Raw genomic sequence first — 21,083 nt, forward strand, 5'->3', positions numbered from 1 at the left:
GGGAACCGAGCATGGCGCAGCTGAAGGCACTGGACACGTCCTACCTCACCACCTCCGCGGACCGGCATGCCGGCCTGGCCGTCGGCGCGGTCGCCGTCGTCGACGGAGTTCCCAACCATGCGCTGTTGAAAAGCCTTCTGGCCGAACGTTTTCAATCGCTGCCACGTTGCTCCCAGGCGCTGCGGCCCCCACCTCACGGCCCCGGGTGGGTCGACCCTCCGCGGCTCGAGCTCGCCCACCACGTGCGCCGCGTGGCGATCTGCCGCCCGGGCGGCGACGCCGAGCTGTCGGCCGCCATCGCCTTCGCCCTCGAACGCCCCCTCGACCCGGACCGGCCACCCTGGGAGTGCTGGGTCATCGAGGGCCTGCAGGGCGGGAAGTGGGCGATCCTGATGAAGGTGCACCACCGCCTGACCGGGGACAACTCCCCCGCCCGCCTGCTCACCCGGTTGTGCGACGAGAACGACCCGGCGGAGTTCGCCAACCACGTTGTAGCCGAACAGCTTTCGCCGTCGCAACCCGCCGGGCACGGGTGGCCGCACGCGCTGTGGCGGGCGTCGTCCGCCGCGGGTACCGTCGCCAACGCACTGGTGGGCGCGGTCTGCCCCGCGCTGCGGACGCCGCCCGGCGCGGCCACCATGCGCCGGTACCGCACGGTGCGGGTGCCGATCGCCGACGTCGACCGCGTCTGCCGCAAGTTCGGCGTGACCGCCGACGACGTCGCGCTCGCGGCGATCACCGAGGGATTCCGCACGGTGCTGCTGCAGCGCGGCGAGCAGCCGCGGGCCGATTCGCTGCCCACCGTGGTGCCGACGCCGAGCCGCGCGGCCATGCCGGTCTACCTGCCGGTCGAACACGACGACCCGGTGCGCCGACTCCGCACCGTGGCGACCCGGCGGAAGGCCGGGCAGCCCGGCGCCGGCATCGTCGAGTCGGCGCTGAAACACCTGCCAACGATCTTGCGGGGCAATCTCTTACAGCTCATGGACCGGCTCCCGCAGGGCGACCTGGTGACGCTGGCGACCAGCCTCCCGGGCCCACGGCGCCAGCTGCGGCTGATGGGCCAGACCATGGAGCGCCTGCTGCCGATCCCCCCGACGGCCGCGCGGCTGAGCACCGGTGTCGCGGTGCTCGGCTACGGCGACGAGCTCGTCTTCGGCATCACCGCCGACTACCACGCCGCCTGCGACGTCAGGCGGCTGGCCGCCGCCATCGAGGTCGGCATGGCCCGGCTGGTGGCGCTCAGCGAGGACTCGGTGGTGCTGTTCGCCAGGGACCGCCGGCGCACGCGCGGCACCGGCCCGGCCCCGGCCGCACCGGCCACCATGAGAAGGTTGGGTGGTGCGCACGCCGGAGCCGGTCGTCATCGACCCCCGCCGCCATGACGCCGCGGTCTTCGCCCTCGACGCGGTGACCGATGCCGGGGGCGAAGCGCTGGAATCGGCGGTGACGATGGTGCACCGGTTGGCCGACGTGGGGCTCGGCACCGCCGTCTTCGCGCCCGGCCACCGCCGCGACGTACCGGCGGATCTGTTCGCCGCGCGCGCCGACGACCCGGCCGCGGCGGCCGAGCGCCTGCGGGTGCGGCCGGGCCGCTGCGTCGTCGTGGCGAGCGACGTCGCCGGGGTCACGGCCGCGCGCGAGGGCGGTTTCGCGTTGGTGGTCGGCGTGGCCGCGGGAGAAGACCGGGCGGGGCGCCGCGACGCGCTGGACGAGGCCGGCGCCGACGCGGTGGTGGCCGACGTGGACGAGCTCATGGTGCGGACCGGGGACCACCGGATGTCGCAGCTTCCCGACGCGGCGCAGGCCCTGGACCCGCCGTCGAACCCGGCGGTGTTCTACGACTTCGACGGCACACTGTCGGACATCGTCGACGACCCGGACGCGGCCCGGCCCATCGCGGGCGCGACAACGGCGCTGCAGAAGCTGGCGGCGCGGTGCCCGGTCGCCGTGCTGTCCGGCCGCGACCTGGCCGACGTGACCCGCCGTGTCGGCGTACCCGGAATCTGGTACGCCGGCAGCCACGGGTTCGAGCTGACCGCGCCCGACGGGACACACCACCAGAACGACGACGCGGCCGCGGCCATCCCCGTGCTGGAGCGTGCGGCCGCCCAGCTGCGCGAGCGGCTCGGGCCGATTCCCGGCGTCATGGTGGAGCACAAGCGATTCGGGGTGGCCGTGCACTACCGCAACGCCCCGCGGGACCGGGTCGGCGAGGTGGCCGCGGCGGTGCGCGCGGCCGGCCGGCACAGCGCGCTGCGGGTGACCACGGGCCGCGAGGTCATCGAGCTGCGCCCGGACCTCGACTGGGACAAGGGCAAGACGCTGCGCTGGGTGCTCGAGCACCTGCACCTCGCGGGCTCGGGCGCGCTGACGCCGATCTACCTGGGCGACGACATCACCGACGAGGACGCGTTCGACGCGGTGCGCGACGGCGGCGTGCCCATCCTCGTGCGCCACGACGAGGACGGCGACCGCGCCACCGCCGCGCTGTTCGGGCTGGACAGCCCCGCGGCGGTGAGCGAGTTCACCAACCGGCTGGCGCGACGGTTGACCGACGATCGCGGGAACTGACCCGCGGAGGTTCCCGCGCACAGCGACCCGTTCCGTCGGCCGACACTCGGCCCACGCAGCGCCGGCGCCGCCGGGACGGCGCCCTAAGCCACGTACTCCACCGCGCCGTCGTCCAGCGCGACCCGGACGTCCGAACCGTCCGGCGCCGACACCTCGGTGCGGAAGACCGCCTTGCCCGGTTCGGTGCGCCAGATCAGCGTGGTCAGCGTCTCGCCGGGGAACACCGGCGAAGTGAACCGCGCGTCGATCGCGGTGATGTTGGCGGCCACGCCGCCACCGAGCTCGGCGACCAGCGCGCGGCCGGCCACCCCGTAGCTGCACAGGCCGTGCAGGATCGGCTTGGGAAACCCGGCCAACTCCTTGGCGAACCACGGGTCGCTGTGCAGCGGGTTGCGGTCCCCGGAGAGCCGGTAGATCAGCGCCTGGTCCTCGCGGGTGGGCAGCGCGATGCGCGCGTCGGGCTCGCGGTCGGGGATCTCCGGGGCGACCGGCCGCTGACCGGGCTGTCCGCCGAACCCGCCCGACTGGCGGATGACCAGCGTGGTCAGCGTCTCGGCGATCAGCTCGCCCGACGCGGGGTCGGTGCCGCGGCCGCGGAGCACGATGATGGCGTTCTTGCCCTCGCCCTTGTCCTGGATGTCGGCGACCTCGGAGACCACCGACAGCTTGCCAGCGGGCGGCAGGGGCGCGTGCAGCCGGATGCCCTGCGACCCGTGCAGCAGCAGGGCGTGGTTGAAGGTCCCGATCTTGCCCGCCGCCGCGAAGGCCGGTGAGCAGATGACCGCGTAGGTGGGCAGCACCTGCTGGGTGATGTCGTGGCTGTTCTCGGTGGTGAACGACAGGTCGTCGAGACCGGCGCCGACGCCGAGCGCGTACAGCATCGTGTCCCGGTCGGTCCATGCGAACTCCATCGGTTCGGTCACCGCGCCGACGGCACTGGGGTCAATCGCCATGAGGGAGTCTCCTTCTCGCCGGAATCGAAGCTTTTGCCCCTATTTCGTACCAACCATCGCAAACCCTTCCCACCGGGGCCGTCGGCAGGGCAGGCTATCGCCATGTCCACGCGCATGGGGAACGCACTCAAGGCAGTGGCGGTGCTGGCCGCGGCGGTCGTCGTCGGCGCCTGCGGCGGTGGGTCACCGCAGGCCCGCAGCATCACCCTGACCTTCATCCGCAACGCCCAGTCCCAGGCCGAGTCCGACGGGCTGATCGACACCTCGATTCCGGGCCCCGGCCTGAGCGCCGACGGCAAGGGCCAGGCCCAGCAGGTGGCGCACGCGCATCACGACTTCGACGCCGTCTACGCCTCCGACATGGCCGACGCCCAGCAGACGGCCGGGCCGCTGGCCGGTGAGATGGGCAAGCAGGTCGAGGTGCTCGACGGGCTGCGGCCGATCAACGCCGGCTGGTACAACGGCAAACCCGAGACGATGGCCGCCTCGACGTACCTGCTGGCCCCGGCGGACTGGCTCAACGGCGACCGGCAGGACAGCGTCCCCGGGTCGACCAGCGGCACCGATTTCAACTCCCGGTTCACCGCCGCGGTCCGCAAGATCTACGACGACGGCCACGCCAAGCCCGTCGTCTTCAGCCAGGGGACGGCGATCATGGTGTGGACGCTGATGAACGCCCAGAACGGCAAGGACAGCCTGCTGACCAACCATCCCCTGCCCAACACCGGCCGCGTGGTGCTCACCGGCAACCCGATCACGGGCTGGACGCTGGTCGACTGGGACGGCATCCGCAGCTTCGCCAACTGATTTCACGCCCGCACCGGTTGACGTGTGCGGCGCCGACCCGCACGATGGCTGCATGCGGTATGTCGTTACCGGCGGTACCGGGTTCATCGGTCGCCGCGTCGTGGATCGTCTCCTCGACACCCGGCCCGACGCCCAGGTCTGGGTGCTGGTCCGTCGCGGGTCGCTCGGCCGCTTCGAACGCCTGGCCGCCGAGTGGGGTGAGCGGGCCAGGCCGCTGGTCGGCGAGCTGCCCGACCTGGCGCTGACCGAGCAGACCCTCGACGACCTCGGCGAGATCGACCACGTCGTGCACTGCGCGGCCGTCTACGACATCACCGCCGACGACGCCGCGCAACGCGCCACCAACGTCGAGGGCACCCGCGCGGTGATCGAGCTGGCCGAGCGGCTCGGCGCCACCTTGCACCACGTGTCGTCGATCGCCGTGGCGGGCGACTTCCGTGGCGAGTACACCGAGGACGACTTCGACGTAGGCCAGCGGCTGCCGACCCCCTACCACCAGACCAAGTTCGAGGCCGAATCGCTGGTGCGCTCGGCGCCCGGGCTGCGCCACCGCATCTACCGCCCGGCGGTGGTGGTGGGCGACTCGCGCACCGGCGAGATGGACAAAATCGACGGGCCCTACTACTTCTTCGGCGTGCTGGCCAAGCTCGCGGTGCTGCCTTCGTTGACCCCGATGCTGCTCCCCGACACCGGGCGCACCAACGTCGTCCCGGTCGACTACGTCGCCGACGCGCTGGTCGCGCTCCTGCACGCCGAAGGTCGCGATGGTCAGACGTTCCATTTGACGGCTCCGGAAACCATTGGCCTGCAAGGCATCTACCGTGGCGTCGCCAAAGCGGCGGGGCTGCCGCCGGCGCGCGGGTCGCTGCCCGGCTCGGTGGCCGCGCCGCTGCTGAGAGTGCGCGGACGCGCCCGGGTGTTGCGCGACATGGCGGCCACCCAGCTCGGGATTCCGGCCGGGATCTTCGACTTGGTCGACCTCAAGCCCACCTTCGTCAGCGAGCAGACCCGGGAAGCCCTGCGGGGCAGCGGGATCGAAGTGCCCGGGTTCGCCTCCTACGCGCCGAAGCTGTGGCGGTACTGGGCCGAACACCTCGATCCCGACCGCGCCCGCCGCGATGACCCCAGAGGACCGCTGCACGGCCGCCACGTCATCATCACCGGGGCATCCAGCGGCATCGGGCGGGCGTCGGCCGTCGCCGTCGCGCGGCGCGGTGCAAAGGTGTTCGCGCTGGCGCGCAACGGCGACGCGCTCGACGAGCTGGTAGCCCAGATCCGCGCCGAGGGTGGCGACGCGCACGCCTTCCCCTGCGACGTCACCGATTCCGCGTCGGTGCAGCACACCGTCAAAGACATCCTGGGCCGCTTCGACCACGTCGACTACCTGGTGAACAACGCCGGCCGCTCGATCCGCCGCTCTGTGGTCAACTCGACCGACCGGCTGCACGACTACGAGCGGGTGATGGCGGTCAACTACTTCGGCGCGGTACGCATGGTGCTGGCCTTGCTGCCGCACTGGCGCGAACGCCGGTTCGGCCACGTCGTCAACGTCTCCAGCGCCGGTGTGCAGGCCCGCAACCCCAAGTACAGCTCGTATCTGCCGACGAAGGCGGCGCTGGACGCGTTCGCCGACGTCGTCGCCTCCGAGACGCTGTCGGACCACGTCACGTTCACCAACATCCACATGCCGCTGGTCGCCACGCCCATGATCGCGCCGTCGCACCGGCTCAACCCGGTGCCGCCGATCAGCCCCGAGCGCGCGGCCGCGATGGTGGTGCGCGGTCTCGTCGACAAGCCGGCGCGCATCGACCCCCCGCTGGGCACGCTCGCCGAGGCCGGCCACTACTTCGCGCCGCGGCTCTCGCGGCGCATCCTGCACCAGCTGTACCTGGGCTACCCCGATTCGGCGGCGGCGCGCGGGCTGCCCACCGCCCCGGCCCCGACCCGGCCGCCCGAACGCCGGCCCCGGCGCCCCGCTCGCGCCGGCACCCGCGGCCTGCGCACCCCCCGGCCCGTCAAGCGTCTGATGCGTTTGGTGCCCGGGGTGCACTGGTAGGCCGGTTTCCGTTTAGCCGCAGGCGATTGCGGTATTCCGGCCCCATGGCTGGGATTGTTTGCGACGAGCGGGCCGACGCCGACCCGGTGACCGCCGCCGTGCGGTCGCTCACCCCGGCGCGTTCGTGATGCCCTGCGGCAATGTGACACGCAACCTGCGGGCGGGCCCCCAGGTGTGGGCGAGGTTCGGCCGGCACTGGGAATATCTGGCGCCGGACGCCTACGCCGAGGCCGTAGGCGTGCGGCGGCTACGCCGCTACGGCCAGTTCCTGCTGCACGACGGGTCTGTGCACCGGATGCCGGACCGCACGTTCACCCAGCCCGACGACTCGAATCCGCTCTACGTCGGCCAGGGCCGGGACTTCGCGCCGCTGACCGACGCGTTCGCCCGGGATCCGCTGCTGCACCGACCGATCAAGCTGCTGGGCCGGGTCGCGGACGTGTTGGACGGCGTGGCCGAATGGAACGTCAAGGTGCACCCCTCCCGGGTCCGCTCCGCGACGACGGGGTGATTCTGGTCAGCGCGCTTGTGGTCGGGCGGCGCAACGCCGTCGGCGAGGAGAGCACCTGTGCGACGACGCCGGCCGCCCCCCTGCTGAAGGCGACGCTGACCGAGCCCGGTGAGTTACCGCTCGGCGACGACCGGCGGACCCTGCCCGGCGTGTCACCGATTTGGCCGCTGGACCCGCGCGCGCCGGCGCAGCGCGACGTCCTGGTGGTCACCTTGGCCTCCCGGTGGCCGTGAGCGTCCCGGTAGTCTTGCGACGGTGACCCCGGTATTCGTCGACGTCGACACCGGTGTCGACGACGCGCTGGCGTTGCTGTACCTGCTGGGCAGCCCCGGTGCCAACCTGGTTGGCATCGCCTCGACCGGTGGAAACGTTGGAGTGGAACAGGTTTGCGAGAACAACCTGGGCCTGCTCGAGCTGTGCCGGATCAGCGGGGTGCCGGTTTCCAAGGGACCCGGCGACACCCTGACCGGACCGCTGCGTCCGCCCTCGAAGGTGCACGGCCCCCGCGGGCTGGGGTACGCCGACCTGCCGCCGAGCAGCCTCGAGCTCACCGGCCACGACTCCGCGACGGCCTGGGTGCGAGCGGCCCGCGCCTTCCCCGGTGAGCTGATCGGCGTGGCGACCGGCCCGTTGACGAACCTGGCGCTGGCGCTGCGCGCCGAGCCCGCGCTGCCGACGCTGCTGCGCCGGCTGGTGATCATGGGCGGCTCCTACGACCACCGCGGCAACGTCACGCCGGTGGCGGAATGGAACATGAGCGTGGACCCCGAGGCCGCCGCCGAGGTGCTCGCGGCGTTCAGCGCCGGGCGGGCGCAGCTGCCGGTCCTGTGCGGGCTGGACCTGACCCGCACCGTCGCGATGACGCCCGAGCACCTCGCCAGGCTGGCGGCCGCCGCGGGGTCGACGACCGCGCCGATGAGCGTGAGCGACGAACGCGGTACCCGCTCGACGGCGTCCAACCCGTTGATCCGGGTGATCGAGGACGCGATGCGGTTCTACCTGGAGGCCTACCACGACAACGGGCACGGATTCGAGGCCCATCTGCACGACCCGCTGGCCGCCGCGGCGGCGCTGGAACCCGGGCTCGTCACCGTGCGCCCGGCGACGGTGGACGTCGAGCTCACGGGCGCCCACACCCGCGGCATGACGGTGACCGACTGGTCGGGGCGACGAGAACCCAATGCGCTCATCGGGGTTGAGGTCGACCCGGCGGCGTTCTTCGACCGGTTCATCGACCGGGTGGGGACGTTCGCACGTCGGCTGGCCTGAGTAGCCATGAAGGTTCGCCGCATCGAGATCGTTCGCGCGGGGTGGGGCGTCGCGCTGCTGGCGGCTCCCGGTGTCGTACTGACCCGGGTGCACGGCGTGCACGTCGACCGCCCTCGCTCGTCGTCGCCCGCATCCTGGGGGCGCGTCATCTCACCCAGGCGCTGTTGTCGGGCATCAACCCCACCCCCGAGGTGCTGGCAGCCGGCGTCTGGGTCGACACCGTGCACTCGATGACGGCGTTCGGCCTGGCCGGCGTCGACCGGCGGCGGGCCCGGGCGGGCGTGACCGACCTCAGAATTTCACGGTGGCCCGGGTTCTGCTGTGGCGGTCTGCGGGGCGGCAGCTTTGTCGAGGTTTTGAGGCTGGGGGTAGGCGGCGGCGCCGCGTGTCGTGCGGTGACGCCGGGTCCTTTATCCCGGGGGTGGTTACTCCTTTCTTGGGGTCGAGAGGGCATAGGGGCCTGTGGGTCAGGGTATGGCGCGGACCCTGTTGAGGGCGTCGGCGAATTCTTGTGCCCAGGGCCAGGTTTGGGGGATCCGCAGGATCAGGTAGCGGGATCGTTTGATCAGCCGGGCCGCGGCGTGCAGCAGCCGGTAGCGCAGGGTGGCGGGTTCGGCTTTGGCCAGTGGGCCGTCCAGGAGTAGCAGTCGCATCCAGCACAGCAGGTCGATGGCGATCGCGACGGCGGTGACCCAAGCGGTGTTGATGGCGAACGAGTGTGAGGGCCAGCGGGCCAGGCCGGTGTCTTTGCCGGTGCGGATGAAGCCCTCCACCCGGGCGTGGACGCGGTGGCGGGCTTCCAGTCGCTGGGGTTGTCCACCGGCAGTCGAGGTGGCGAGGACCTGGTAGCGGTAGCCGGCCAGCTGCTCGAACAATGACAACTGGGTGCCGTGTTCGATTTCTTCGCGCCGCACCAGGATGCGCATGCCGGCCGGCCAGCCGACCAGCCGATCCCCTCCGGTGCTGTGGCGCAGCAGCCCGGTCAACTCGGCGACCTGGGCGTCGTCACGGGCCGCTCCGGTGGCATCCAGTGCGGCTTGCCATCCCGCATCGGGCATCTGGCCGATCGCGACCCGGACCCGCTCATCGAGGTCGAATCCGACCGAGTAGCCCACTGACATCCCCGGCCGGGCATTGAGTTTCTCCAGGTGTTCGACGACGGCGTGGCTTGAACCCGCGCCGTCGATGGTGACCAGCAACTTGCGGCGCCACTTGGCCGGGATCGCCGCGATCGCGGCGTCGATGATCGCGATATGATCGGCCGCGGTGTTCGAGCCGGCGTTGCCTGCACGGGCGATCACCGCCAGCAGTTCGCCGGTGTTGTCACACCACGCCAACAGCGGGTGGAAGCCAAACCCGCCTTTGAAATTGCCTGCGGCGTGCTGCTTATCGCTGTGCGACTGAATCAGCGACGCGTCGATGCGGATCACGATCGTGTCCCCGAGGTCCCCATAGCAGGTCTGCGAAGCCGGGATCGCACCGTGGCGGGCCTCGATCGCCTCCCACACCCGAGAGCGGACCTTGTTGCGCACGGCCGTGACCTCGGTGATGCTCTGCTCGTCGATCTCGCCCAGGGACCGCCACATCGTCGGAACCGACGCCACCGCCTGAAACAACCGGTGCTGATCGCGCAGCACCGCGGTGCCGGCCAGGTTCTGCGCGCCGCCGGCGATCGATACCGCCACATCGCGCAACACCGCGCCTCGGTCGTGGGTGACTTCTGGGCGCGACAGCACCGACGACAAACCGCTGGTCAAACCCAGATTGTCGGCCAGCAACCGGGGTATCACGTTACCGGCGTGCCCGACCACGTCGTCGCCACGGACCTCAACTCGGACATTCTTCGACCAATCCGTAGTAGCCTGCATCTGACAGGTGCACTCCCATCCTGGATAACCGAGCCTCGAATACTCCGATTATCCTTGCGGCAGTGCACCTTTCACGTTAACGACACCCCTGAGCTCCACATTCGATGAAAAATCCAGGCCGACGGCGTCGTCGCCGCCGCGTGGGCCGGGCTGGGTCTACGGCACCTGCACACCGGCGAGGCCAAAACCTCGACCGGCGGCCTCCGGGACCGGTTGGCCCGCAACGTCATCGGGGCTCTGCCGGGCGGCCGGGGGCTGATGGCGCAGGCGCGGAGGGTCCGCGCCGAACAGGGGTAGCGCCGGCGTCGGGTCATCGCGATCCGCGTCCCCATCGCCGGGGAGCGACGCCGGGCGACGCCGCAAGTCATGCGGCTCGCGGCGTGGCGGCAAACCCGGTTTGGTGACCCGGCCGTCGGGTATTGCACCCGATATGGCCTTTGCCGATTACCAGACCGAGTTGTACAACCAGTCGCTGCACGGTCATCAGCCGCAGTACCCGATCGGGTTCGACGAGCTGGAGGCGCAAGCGAAAGTCGCGATGACGCCGAAGGTGCGGAGCTATGTGGCCGGAGGCGCCGGTGACGAGCACACCCAGCGCATCAACTGCGAGGCGTTCAAGCGCTGGGGCCTGTATCCGCGCATGGGCATCGCCCCCGCCGAGCGCGACCTGTCGGTCGAGTTGTTCGGGGTGAGGTTCCCCGCCCCGGTGTTCATGGCGCCGATCGGGGTGATCGGGGTGTGCGCCCAGGACGGCCACGGCGATTTGGCGTGTGCGCGGGCCTCCGTCCGCACCGGCATCCCGTTCTTCGTGGGGACGCTCACGGCGGACCCGATGGAGGACGTGGCCGCCGCGCTCGGTGACACGCCGGCGTTCTTCCAGCTGTACACCCCGCCGGACCGGGAGATGGCGGCCAGCCTGGTGCACCGCGCCGAGGCGTGCGGCTTCAAGGGCATCGCCGTCACCCTGGACACCTGGGTCACCGGGTGGCGCCCGCGCGACCTGGCCGGCGGGAACTACCCGCAGGTGCCCAGTGGGTGTCTGGCCAACTACACCAGCGACCCGGTGTTCCGCGCCGGCCTGAAACCTGGCGAGGACGCCAACGAGGCGGCGGTGCGCAAGTTGCCGATCTTCGGTGGCCCGTTCCGGTGGGACGACCTGGAGTGGCTGCGCTCGGAGACCACGCTGCCGCTGATGGTCAAGGGCATCTGCCACCCCGACGACGCGCGCCGCGCCAAAGACATCGGCGTCGACGGCATCTACTGCTCCAATCATGGTGGCCGCCAGGCCAACGGTGGGCTGCCCACGCTGGACGTCCTGCCGGAGGTGGTGGAGGCCGCCGACGGGCTGCCGGTGCTGTTCGACTCGGGGGTCCGCGGCGGCGACGACATCATCAAGGCCGTCGCGATGGGGGCGACCGCGGTGGGGATCGGCCGCCCGTACGCCTACGCCCTGGCGCTCGGCGGTGTCGACGGGGTGGTGCACGTGCTGCGCTCCCTGGTGGCCGAGGCGGATCTGATCATGGCCGTCGACGGCTATCCCTCGCTGAAGGACCTGACCCCCGAGGCGTTGCGCCGCATCGACTACGTTGACGCACAAAGTCATTCGTAGCTGTCATTCGTAGCCCCCCTCGAGGTACCAGCGCCGGCGGCGATAGCACAGCAGCAGCGCCCGCTCGCCTTCCAGCAACACCTGCGCGCGGGCGGTGCGGTTCCCCGCCCCGGCCGAACCCCGGTCGGGGTCCCACCACCGTTCGTCGACCGGCCACGGGCCGGCCCACCAGCGCAGCGGCTCGTCGGCGCCGTGCGCGATCATTCGCGCGGGGTCGGCGGAGAACAACCCCCGGCCGGTCACCCGCACCGGATTTCCTTGGCCGTCAAGCAGTTCCACCGGCTCGTCGAGCAACACCGACGGCGACGGCTCGGGCAGCCGGCCGGGCCACGGCAGGGCGGGGTCGGCCCGCGGTGCCGGCTCGTCGCCCAGCGGGATCAACGTGATGCGTTCGGCCGGCCCGCGCCCGCCCGACAGCACCGGCACCCGCACCGCCTCCGGACCGAGCAGGCCCTGCACCCGCACCAGTGCCCGGCGGGCCCGCAGCCGGTCCTCCTCGCCCAGGCCACCCCATAACGGCAATTGCAGCGCCTCGGCGGACACCACCTCCACGGCGCGCAGCCGCAGCAGCGTCACCGGTGCCGTCGGGCGGGCCCGGGCATTCCGGGAGCTCAGCCACCCGTCCAGCTGCCAGCGCACCCGGTCGGCGGTGGCGTCCTCGGTCAACGGCTCGGCGCACCGCCAGACCCGGCTGCGCTCCTCGCCGCCCTCGGTGACGGCGTGGATGGCCAGCCGGGTGCACCCCACCCCGGCGGCCATCAGCGCCCGGTGCAAGGTGCCGGCCAGCAAACGCCCGGCGAACGCCGCGGCATCGACCCGGTCGATCGGCGGATCGCAGTCCAGCACGGCCTCGAGCTCCGGCGGCGGTTCCCGCCCGGACGGCCCCCGCTCGGGCTCGCCGCGGGCGAACTTGTGCGCGGTGACGCCGTCGGCGCCGAACCGGGAGGCCACGTCGGGGCGGGGCAGCGCGGCGAACTGTCCGATGGTGCGAATCCCCATCCGCCACAACAGGTCCGCCAACTCCTTCCGGCCCGGCCCGGCCAGGCTCGGCTCGGTGGCCAGCTGACGGATCGACAGCGCCGACAGGAATTTCGCGTCGCCGCCGGGTTGGACGATCCGGCCCGCACGCGCGGCGAAGACCGCGGTGGACAGCTGGTCGGCGACCCCGACCTGACACTCGGCGCCGGACATGGCCACCGCGTCGATCAGCTGCTCGGCGGCCCGTTGCTCGGACCCGAAATAGCGAGCGGTCCTGCGCACCGGCAGCACCAGGAGCCCGGGGCGCAACACCTCGGCGCGGGGCACCAGATCGTCGACCGCCGCGATCACCGCCTCGAAGAGGCGGGCGTCGCGGTCGGCGTCGGCGGTCGCCACGTGTAGTTGCGGGCAGCGGGCCGCCGCCTCCCGGCGGCGCAGCCCCCTGCGCACCCCCGCCACGCGAGCGGCCGCCGAGCAGGCGATCACCCGGTTGGCCAGGGTGACCGCGACCGGGGCCGTCGCGGACAGGTCCGCCGCCACCGCCGCCGCGACCGCGGGCCAGTCCATGCACCAGATCGCCAGCACCCGGGAAGAAGCCACCGGAATCACCCCGTCCGCGCCCGGCCGACCGTCCGGCCCGCGCACACCCCGCCGACCTGCAGCCGCACCCTGCCGATGCGCCCGAAGCCCGGCCGCCCCCCGGCCGTCAGCTCGTAACCGCAGACCCGGGCCGCGAGCCGGGTCGGGGCCCCCTGCCACTCACCGTCGGTGACCAGCAGGGTGCAGCCCCTGTTGCGGGCGCGCGCCACCACCGCCCGCGCCCGCGTCTGCGGCACCCGCCGCCCGCCCAGGCCGAGCACCACCAGGTCCATGCCGTCGACGAGCACCGCGGCCACCTCCACCGGATCCGTTCCGGCATCGGGTATCACCGCGATCCGGCTCAGGTCCGCGCCCATCTCCACGGCGGCCAGCAACCCGATGTCGGGCTGGCCGACGATGGCCGCGTTGCCCCCGGCCGCCGTGACCGCGGCCACCACGCCCAGCAGCAGCGACCGCGCCCCCGACAGCACCGCCACCGTCCCCCGCGGCAACGCCACCGGCAGCGCATCCGCCAGCCACTGCGGGAGCGCCAACCGGGCTTCCGATTCCGGCAGCGGGTCGTCGACGCCGATTCCCCCGGACGCCTTCCCGGACAACACGGCCATCCGCCGGCGAAGCGATTCCAGCTGCTCGGCGCGGTTTTCCCGGCGCCGATCGGAGGCGATAGCCGATGTCATACCCGTTCCCTATATTCGAAAGTATGTTCGATATCGCGAGTAAACACCCGCCCTTGAACGCCGTCAAGCCAACCGTCAAGCAACGCGAGGGGCGGCTTTATGCGCTCGGTGCCGGTGTGGCTGATGGTGCTTTTGAGCAGCGTTTTGACGGCGTCCCGGTGGCCGACCCGCTCAGAGTGCGCCGAGCACCCGCGACGCCAGCAGTTCCAGCGTCGGGTCGCTGCCGCGATCGTGGGTGAACAGCACGATCTGCCTGAAACCCAGCCCCTCCAGCTCTTTGATCCGGTCCACGATCTGCGGCGCGGTTCCGACCAGGCCGCCCTCGTGCAGTCCGAAAGCCGGTGCGCCAAAACGCTTTTCGGCCATCGCGCGGACCTCGGGCAGCGCCGCGTCGTCGGGCGCGAGCGCCATGACGGCCTCGACCGACAACACGATGTCGTCCGGGTCGCGTCCGATGTCGGCGCAGCAGGCGCGCAGCACGTCACGTTTGCGCTCCAGCTCGGCCAGCGCATAGGTGGGCACGTTCCACACGTCGGCGTACCGGGCGACCAGCGGCAGCGTGAACCTCTCCCCCACGCCGCCGACGACGATCGGTGGACGCGGCCTCTGCACCGGCCCGGGGACGATCGGCATGTCCTCGACCGTGTAGTGCCTGCCCGTGAAGTCGACCCGCTCTTCGGCGAACGCCTGCGTGAGGATCTCGAGCGCCTCGCCGAGGCGCTCGGAACGATCGCGGAAAGTGCCCCACGGCAGGCCCATTCGGTGATGCTCGTCGGGGATGGAACCGCTGCCCAGGCCGAGCTCGATCCGGCCGCCCGAGATCTGGTCGAGCGTGGTCACCATCTTGGCCAGCACCGCGGGGTGGCGGAACTGGTTACACAGCACCATGTGTCCGACGCGGAGCCGTTCGGTACGGGCCAGCAGCGCGGTCGCCAGCGTCCAGGCTTCCAGCGACGGAACCGTCGGGGCGCCGGGCCCGTACATGTGGTCGTAGAGCCACACCGAGCCGATGCCGAGTTCCTCGCAGCGCAGCGCGCGATGCAACACGTCGGAATACGTGAACCCCATCTGCGGCACGTAGACACCGATGTCGAGTGTGGTCATGGCTTCACCTTTCCGTGCCCGGCCACGTCACGTCTACCACGGGTGGCCCCGTGGGAAGACAACAGGCTTACCACGGCCGGCGCGATTGTCGCGCGAAGGCGGGCAATCCGCGCACCGCCCGGGACGCGGCCCGGTCTCGACGGCGGCCGTGCGCGGCCGGGGGCCGGATGCCGGCCCCGGCGTCCCGGCTATTCCCACTCGATCGTGCCGGGCGGTTTGCTGGTGATGTCGAGCACCACGCGGTTGACCTCGGCCACCTCGTTGGTGATGCGGGTCGAGATGCGCTCCAACACCTCGTAGGGCACCCGCGTCCAGTCGGCGGTCATCGCGTCCTCGCTGGACACCGGCCGCAACACGATCGGGTGCCCGTAGGTGCGGTTGTCGCCCTGCACCCCGACCGAGCGGACGTCGCCCAACAGCACCACCGGGCACTGCCAGATCTGGTTGTCCAGGCCCGCCGCGGTCAGCTCCTCGCGCGCGATCGAGTCGGCGCGCCGCAGCGTGTCCAGCCGCTGCGCGGTGACCTCGCCGACGATCCGGATGCCCAGCCCGGGTCCCGGAAATGGTTGGCGCGCAACGATTTCCTCCGGCAGGCCGAGTTCCCGCCCGACCGCACGCACCTCGTCTTTGAACAGCAGCCGCAGCGGCTCGACGAGCGTGAACTTCAGGTCGTCGGGCAGGCCGCCGACGTTGTGGTGGCTCTTGATGTTCGCGGTGCCGCTGCCCCCGCCGGATTCCACCACGTCCGGATACAGCGTGCCCTGCACCAGGAACTCGACGTCAGAACCGCTGTCGCCCACGATGTCACGCACCGCGCCCTCGAACGCCCGGATGAACTGCCGGCCGATGATCTTGCGTTTGCCCTCGGGATTGTGCACACCGGCCAGCGCGTTCAGGAACGTGTCCGCCGCGTCGACGGTGACCAGATTGGCACCGGTGGCGGCCACGAAATCGCGCTGCACCTGGGCGCGCTCGCCGGCGCGCAGCAGCCCGTGGTCGACGAACACACAGGTCAACCGGTCACCGATGGCGCGCTGTACGAGCGCGGCGGCCACCGCGGAATCGACGCCGCCCGACAGCCCGCAGATCGCCCGGCCCTCACCGATCTGCGCGCGCACCTGCTCGACCAGCGCACTGGCGATGTTGGCGGGCGTCCAGTCCGCGCCCACCCCGGCGAAGTCGTGCAAAAACCGGCTGAGCACCCGCTGCCCGTGCGGGCTGTGCATCACCTCCGGGTGGTACTGCACGCCGGCCAGGCGCCGCTCGACGTTCTCGAAGGCGGCCACCGGGGCGCCTGGGCTGCTGGCCACCACCTCGAACCCGTGCGGCGCGGCCGTGACCGCGTCGCCGTGGCTCATCCACACCGGCTGGGTCGCGGGCAGGCCCGAATGCAGTTCCCCGCCGGTCACTTCCAGTTCGGTGCGGCCGTACTCACTGGTGCCGGTGTGGGCGACGGTCCCCCCGAGGGCCTGCGCCATCGCTTGGAACCCATAGCAGATGCCGAACACCGGGATCCCCAGGTCGAACAGCGCAGGGTCGATCTGCGGCGCGCCTTCGCTGTAGACACTGGCCGGTCCGCCGGACAGCACGAGCGCCAGCGGGCGACGGGCCTTGATCTCCTCGATCGCGGCGGTGTGCGGGACGACCTCGGAGAACACCCGCGCCTCGCGGACCCGCCGGGCGATCAGCTGCGCGTACTGCGCACCGAAGTCGACCACCAGCACCGGCCGCGGCGCCGCCGCTTCGAGATCACCAGCTTTCGTCACGCCGCAAAGTTTAGAGGGCGCCCGTCCCGCGACCGGTCCGCCACCGTGCCGGGCCCGGGTCGGACGACTCGGTGGCGGCGCGCAGCGCGACATGGTGGAGTGGGTATGGCCTATCTAGTCACCGGTCCCCGACACCAGGAGAGAGAGGTCCACCGTGAGCCCAGGGCTCGGCCTGCCAGAGAAGGTACATGCCTGCCTGTTCGACCTGGACGGTGTGCTCACCGACACCGCCAGCGTCCACACCAAGGCCTGGAAGACCATGTTCGACGCCTTCCTGTCGCAACGGGCCGAGCGCACGGGCGAGAAGTTCGTCCCCTTCGACCCGGACGCCGACTACCGGCGCTACGTGGACGGCAAGAAGCGCGAGGACGGGATCCGCTCGTTCCTCGACAGCCGCGAGATCGAACTGCCCGACGGCAGTCCCGACGATCCCGACGACGCCGACACGGTGTACGGCCTGGGCAACCGCAAGAACGCGATGTTCCAGAAGGTCCTGCACGAGGACGGCGTCGCGGTGTTCGAGGGGTCGCGGCGCTACCTGGAGGCGGTCTCAGCCGCGGGGTTGGGCATCGCCGTGGTGTCCGCCAGCGCCAACGCCGACGACGTTCTGCAGATCGGCGGCCTGGATCGGTTCGTGCAGAAGCGGGTCGACGGTGTCACGCTGCGCGAGGAGCACCTCGCCGGCAAGCCGGCCCCGGCCTCGTTCCTGCGCGCGGCCCAGCTGCTCGGTGTGGAGCCCCAGGCGGCAGCGGTGTTCGAGGACGCGCTGTCGGGCGTGGCGGCCGGCCGGGCCGGTGATTTCGGCTACGTGGTGGGTGTCGATCGGGTGGGCCAGGCCGACGACCTGCGCAGCAACGGCGCCGACGTCGTGGTCACCGATCTCGGCGATCTGCTGCGATCATGATCACCGACGAATCGTTCCCGGTCGAACCGTGGCAGGTCCGCGAGACCCGGCTCGACCTGGACCTGCTGGCCCAGTCCGAGTCGTTGTTCACCCTGTCCAACGGGCACGTGGGGTTGCGCGGCAACCTCGACGAGGGCGAGCCGTACGGCCTGCCGGGCACCTACCTGAACTCGTTCTACGAAGTGCGGCCGCTGCCCTATGCCGAGGCCGGGTACGGGTATCCGGAGGCCGGCCAGACGCTCGTCGACGTCACCAACGGCAAGATCTTCCGGCTCCTTGTCGAGGACGAGCCGTTCGACGTCCGCTACGGCGCCCTGCTCTCCCACGAGCGGACCCTCGACCTGCGCGCCGGGACGCTGTGCCGGACAGCGCACTGGCGCTCCCCCGCAGGCAAGCAGATCAAGCTGGTGTCCACCCGGCTGGTGTCGCTGACACAGCGTGGCGTGGCGGCCGTCGAGTACACCATCGAGGCCGTCGAGGAGTTCGTGCGGGTGACGGTCCAATCGGAGCTGGTGACCAACGAGGACCTACCGGAGACCTCGGGTGACCCGCGGGTGTCGGCGATCCTGGACCAGCCGCTGGAGGCCGTCGAACACGAGAACACCGAGTGCGGAGCGCTGCTCATGCACCGGACCCGCTCGAGCGCCCTGATGATGGCCGCCGCGATGGATCACGAGGTCGAGGTTCCCGGGCGGGTCGAGATCAGCACCGACGCGCGTCCCGACCTGGCCCGGACCACCATCATCTGCGGGCTGCGCCCCGGGCAGAAGCTGCGGATCGTCAAATACCTGGCGTACGGCTGGTCGAGATTGCGTTCCCGCCCGGCTCTGCGCGACCAGGTGGCCGCCGCGCTGCACAGCGCCCGCTACAGCGGGTGGCAGGGGCTGCTGGATTCGCAGCGGTCCTACCTCGACGGGTTCTGGGACAACTCCGACGTCGAGGTCGAGGGCGACCCCGAGTCCCAGCAGGCGGTCCGGTTCGGGCTCTTCCACCTGCTGCAGGCCAGCGCTCGCGCCGAACGGCGGGCGATCCCGGCCAAGGGGCTCACCGGGACGGGTTATGACGGCCACGCCTTCTGGGACACCGAGAGCTACGTGCTGCCGGTGCTCACCTACACGGCCCCCCACGCGGTCGCCGACGCGCTGCGCTGGCGGGCGTCGACGCTGAGGTACGCCAAGGAGCGGGCCACCGAGCTGGGCCTGCGCGGGGCGAGCTTCCCGTGGCGGACCATCCGCGGGCAGGAATGCTCGGGGTACTGGCCCGCCGGCACGGCGGCCTTCCACATCAACGCCGACATCGCCATGGCCTTCGAGCGCTACCGCATCGTCACCGGGGACGAGTCGCTGGAAAAGGAGTGCGGCCTGACGGTGCTCGTCGAGACCGCGCGGCTGTGGCTCTCCCTCGGCCATCACGACCGGCACGGCGTCTGGCATCTCGACGGGGTGACCGGTCCCGACGAGTACACGGCGATCGTCCGCGACAACGTGTTCACGAACCTGATGGCGGCGCACAACCTGGTCACCGCCGCCGAGGCCTGCAACCGCCATCCCGAGGAGGCCGACGCGCTGGGGGTGACCACCGAAGAGACGGCCGCCTGGCGCGACGCCGCCGACGCGATCAACATCCCCTACGACGACGAACTGGGCGTGCACCAGCAGTGCGAGGGCTTCACCACCTTCGCCGAGTGGGACTTCGAGGCCAATACGACCTACCCGCTCCTGCTGCACTACCCCTACGTGCGGCTCTACCCCGCCCAGGTGATCAAGCAGGCCGACCTGGTGCTGGCCATGCAGTTGCGCAGCCACGCGTTCACCCCCGAGCAGAAGGCCCGCAACGTCGACTACTACGAGCGGCGCACGGTGCGCGACTCGTCGCTGTCGGCGTGCACCCAGGCGGTGCTGTGCGCCGAGGTCGGGCACCTGGACCTGGCCCACGACTACGCCTACGAGGCCGCGCTGATCGACCTGCGCGACCTGCACCACAACACCCGCGACGGGCTGCACATGGCCTCGCTGGCCGGCGCCTGGACGGCGCTGGTCGTGGGGTTCGGCGGCCTGCGCGACGACGAGGGCGTCGTGTCGCTGGATCCGCAGCTGCCCGACGGCATCACCCGGCTGCGGTTCCGGCTGCGCTGGCGGGATTTCCGGCTGACCGTCGACGTCAACCACACCCACGTCACGTACACGGTGCACGACGGACCCGGCAGCGAGCTCACCATCCGGCACGCCGGCGAGGAGGTCACCCTGAGCACCGACGCGCCCAAGACGATCGCGGTGCGGACCCGTAAACCCCTGCTGCCGCGGCCGCCGCAACCGCCGGGCCGCGAACCCATGCACCGCCGCGCGATGTCGCGGGCGAAGTAGCGAGCAGGAAGCGCCCTCCAGCCGACTATTGCCCGGCCGACGTTCGGTAGCTAGACTAAACTTCATGGTTGTAGTCAGCTGACTACAGCTGGACTTCGGCCAAGGACGACAGCAATGACAGACCAGGTAACCGTCACGAAACTGGGCAGCCGCATCGGTGCGCGGGTCGACGGGGTCCGCCTCGGCGGCGACCTCACCCCCGGCACGGTCGATGAGATTCACCGCGCCCTGCTGGACCACAAGGTGATCTTCTTCCGCGGCCAGCACCACCTCGATGACGCGGCGCAGCTCGCGTTCGCGGGCCTGCTGGGCACGCCGATCGGCCACCCCGCCGCGTCGGTGCTGGCCGCCGCGGACGCGCCGGTCATCACCCCGATCAACTCCGAGTACGGCAAGGCCAACCGCTGGCACACCGACGTCACCTTCGCCGCCAACTACCCCGCGGCCTCGATCCTGCGGGCAGTCACCCTGCCCACCTACGGCGGCTCGACGCTGTGGGCCTCCACCGCAGCCGCCTACGAGCAGCTGCCCGAGCCGCTCAAGTGCCTCGTGGAGAACCTGTGGGCGCTGCACACCAACCGCTACGACTACATCACCGCCGAGGCCCAGGCGGCCCAGAAGGCGATGACCGACGCGCAGCGGGCGTTCCGGCAGGCGTTCGAGAAGCGGGAGTTCCAGACAGAGCACCCCGTGGTGCGCGTGCACCCGGAAACCGGTGAGCGCACGCTGCTGGCCGGAGACTTCGTACGCGGCTTCGTGGGGCTGGACAGCCACGAGTCCGCCGCCCTGTTGGACCTGATCCAACGGCGAATCACCCTGCCCGAGAACACGATTCGCTGGAACTGGGAGGCAGGCGACGTCGCGATCTGGGACAACCGGGCCACCCAGCACCGGGCAATCGACGACTACGACAACCAGCCCCGGCTGATGCACCGGGTCACCCTGATGGGCGACGTCCCCGTCAACGTGCACGGGGAACGCAGCCGGGTCCTCAGCGGCGCGCCGCTCGAGGCGATCGCAAGCTAGGGGGCGATTCCGGGCTGA

The 21,083-nt window shown here is 71.3% G+C and carries 15 protein-coding genes and 1 pseudogene; 10 read left to right on the plus strand and 6 right to left on the minus strand.

Annotated elements, in window-relative coordinates; translation table 11 throughout:
* The first annotated feature begins 11 nt into the window (after positions 1-11).
* Positions 12-1,385 carry a wax ester/triacylglycerol synthase domain-containing protein gene (locus AB8998_RS24490; RefSeq protein WP_369740293.1) on the plus strand — a complete coding sequence of 458 codons (1,374 nt, stop codon included), beginning with the start codon at positions 12-14 and terminating at the stop codon, positions 1,383-1,385.
* Positions 1,342-2,574: a trehalose-phosphatase gene (otsB, locus tag AB8998_RS24495; protein ID WP_369740295.1), complete on the plus strand. Its 1,233-nt coding sequence runs from the start codon at positions 1,342-1,344 to the stop codon at positions 2,572-2,574. The genes AB8998_RS24490 and otsB overlap by 44 nt, the downstream gene beginning before the upstream one ends.
* Positions 2,575-2,657: 83 nt before the next feature.
* Here otsB and AB8998_RS24500 read toward each other — a convergent pair whose 3' ends face one another.
* A complete protein-coding gene (locus AB8998_RS24500; protein WP_369740297.1) occupies positions 2,658-3,527 on the minus strand; it encodes a MaoC/PaaZ C-terminal domain-containing protein in 870 nt (289 codons plus the stop codon).
* Between the two features lie 102 nt (positions 3,528-3,629).
* Between AB8998_RS24500 and AB8998_RS24505 the strand changes: the two genes are divergently transcribed.
* The 4 genes and pseudogenes from AB8998_RS24505 to AB8998_RS24520 all read left to right on the plus strand — a co-directional run bounded on the left by AB8998_RS24505 (position 3,630) and on the right by AB8998_RS24520 (position 8,170).
* Positions 3,630-4,334, plus strand: coding sequence for a histidine phosphatase family protein (locus AB8998_RS24505; RefSeq protein WP_369740299.1), 705 nt, complete (start codon positions 3,630-3,632; stop codon positions 4,332-4,334).
* Between the two features lie 52 nt (positions 4,335-4,386).
* Positions 4,387-6,390, plus strand: coding sequence for an SDR family oxidoreductase (locus tag AB8998_RS24510; protein ID WP_369740301.1), 2,004 nt, complete (start codon positions 4,387-4,389; stop codon positions 6,388-6,390).
* Between the two features lie 127 nt (positions 6,391-6,517).
* Positions 6,518-7,134: pseudogene (locus AB8998_RS24515) on the plus strand (2OG-Fe dioxygenase family protein).
* Positions 7,135-7,156: 22 nt separating this feature from the next.
* Complete coding sequence (locus tag AB8998_RS24520) at positions 7,157-8,170, plus strand: nucleoside hydrolase (RefSeq protein ID WP_369740303.1); 1,014 nt, start codon at positions 7,157-7,159, stop codon at positions 8,168-8,170.
* A gap of 467 nt (positions 8,171-8,637) precedes the next feature.
* Here the strand turns inward: AB8998_RS24520 and AB8998_RS24525 are convergent, their stop codons facing one another.
* Positions 8,638-10,038 carry an IS1380 family transposase gene (locus AB8998_RS24525; RefSeq protein WP_369736302.1) on the minus strand — a complete coding sequence of 467 codons (1,401 nt, stop codon included), beginning with the start codon at positions 10,036-10,038 and terminating at the stop codon, positions 8,638-8,640.
* Between the two features lie 430 nt (positions 10,039-10,468).
* Between AB8998_RS24525 and AB8998_RS24530 the strand changes: the two genes are divergently transcribed.
* The gene (locus tag AB8998_RS24530) at positions 10,469-11,647 is read left to right on the plus strand and encodes an alpha-hydroxy-acid oxidizing protein (protein WP_369740304.1); all 1,179 of its coding nucleotides are present in this window, start codon (positions 10,469-10,471) and stop codon (positions 11,645-11,647) included.
* A 3-nt stretch (positions 11,648-11,650) separates the two neighbouring features.
* On the opposite strand, the gene AB8998_RS24535 is transcribed toward AB8998_RS24530, so the two are convergent.
* The 4 genes from AB8998_RS24535 to guaA all read right to left on the minus strand — a co-directional run bounded on the left by AB8998_RS24535 (position 11,651) and on the right by guaA (position 16,772).
* Positions 11,651-13,192 carry a DNA polymerase Y family protein gene (locus tag AB8998_RS24535; RefSeq protein ID WP_369741745.1) on the minus strand — a complete coding sequence of 514 codons (1,542 nt, stop codon included), beginning with the start codon at positions 13,190-13,192 and terminating at the stop codon, positions 11,651-11,653.
* Between the two features lie 38 nt (positions 13,193-13,230).
* Positions 13,231-13,902: a hypothetical protein gene (locus AB8998_RS24540; protein WP_369740306.1), complete on the minus strand. Its 672-nt coding sequence runs from the start codon at positions 13,900-13,902 to the stop codon at positions 13,231-13,233.
* A gap of 171 nt (positions 13,903-14,073) precedes the next feature.
* On the minus strand, positions 14,074-15,006 hold the full coding sequence (locus tag AB8998_RS24545; RefSeq protein ID WP_369740308.1) for an LLM class flavin-dependent oxidoreductase: 933 nt from the start codon (positions 15,004-15,006) through the stop codon (positions 14,074-14,076).
* A 188-nt stretch (positions 15,007-15,194) separates the two neighbouring features.
* The gene (gene guaA, locus AB8998_RS24550) at positions 15,195-16,772 is read right to left on the minus strand and encodes a glutamine-hydrolyzing GMP synthase (protein ID WP_369740310.1); all 1,578 of its coding nucleotides are present in this window, start codon (positions 16,770-16,772) and stop codon (positions 15,195-15,197) included.
* A gap of 154 nt (positions 16,773-16,926) precedes the next feature.
* Here guaA and AB8998_RS24555 point away from each other — a divergent pair, with 154 nt between their 5' ends.
* The 3 genes from AB8998_RS24555 to AB8998_RS24565 all read left to right on the plus strand — a co-directional run bounded on the left by AB8998_RS24555 (position 16,927) and on the right by AB8998_RS24565 (position 21,065).
* Entirely contained in the window at positions 16,927-17,676 is a 750-nt protein-coding gene (locus AB8998_RS24555; RefSeq protein WP_369740311.1) for a beta-phosphoglucomutase family hydrolase, read from the plus strand.
* The gene (locus tag AB8998_RS24560) at positions 17,673-20,039 is read left to right on the plus strand and encodes a glycoside hydrolase family 65 protein (RefSeq protein WP_369740313.1); all 2,367 of its coding nucleotides are present in this window, start codon (positions 17,673-17,675) and stop codon (positions 20,037-20,039) included. The genes AB8998_RS24555 and AB8998_RS24560 overlap by 4 nt, the downstream gene beginning before the upstream one ends.
* 114 nt (positions 20,040-20,153) lie before the next feature.
* A complete protein-coding gene (locus tag AB8998_RS24565; protein ID WP_369740315.1) occupies positions 20,154-21,065 on the plus strand; it encodes a TauD/TfdA dioxygenase family protein in 912 nt (303 codons plus the stop codon).
* Positions 21,066-21,083 lie beyond the last annotated feature (18 nt).

Origin of the sequence: Mycobacterium sp. HUMS_12744610 (assembly GCF_041206865.1) — a bacterium.
GTDB classification, from domain to species: Bacteria; Actinomycetota; Actinomycetes; order Mycobacteriales; family Mycobacteriaceae; genus Mycobacterium; species Mycobacterium servetii.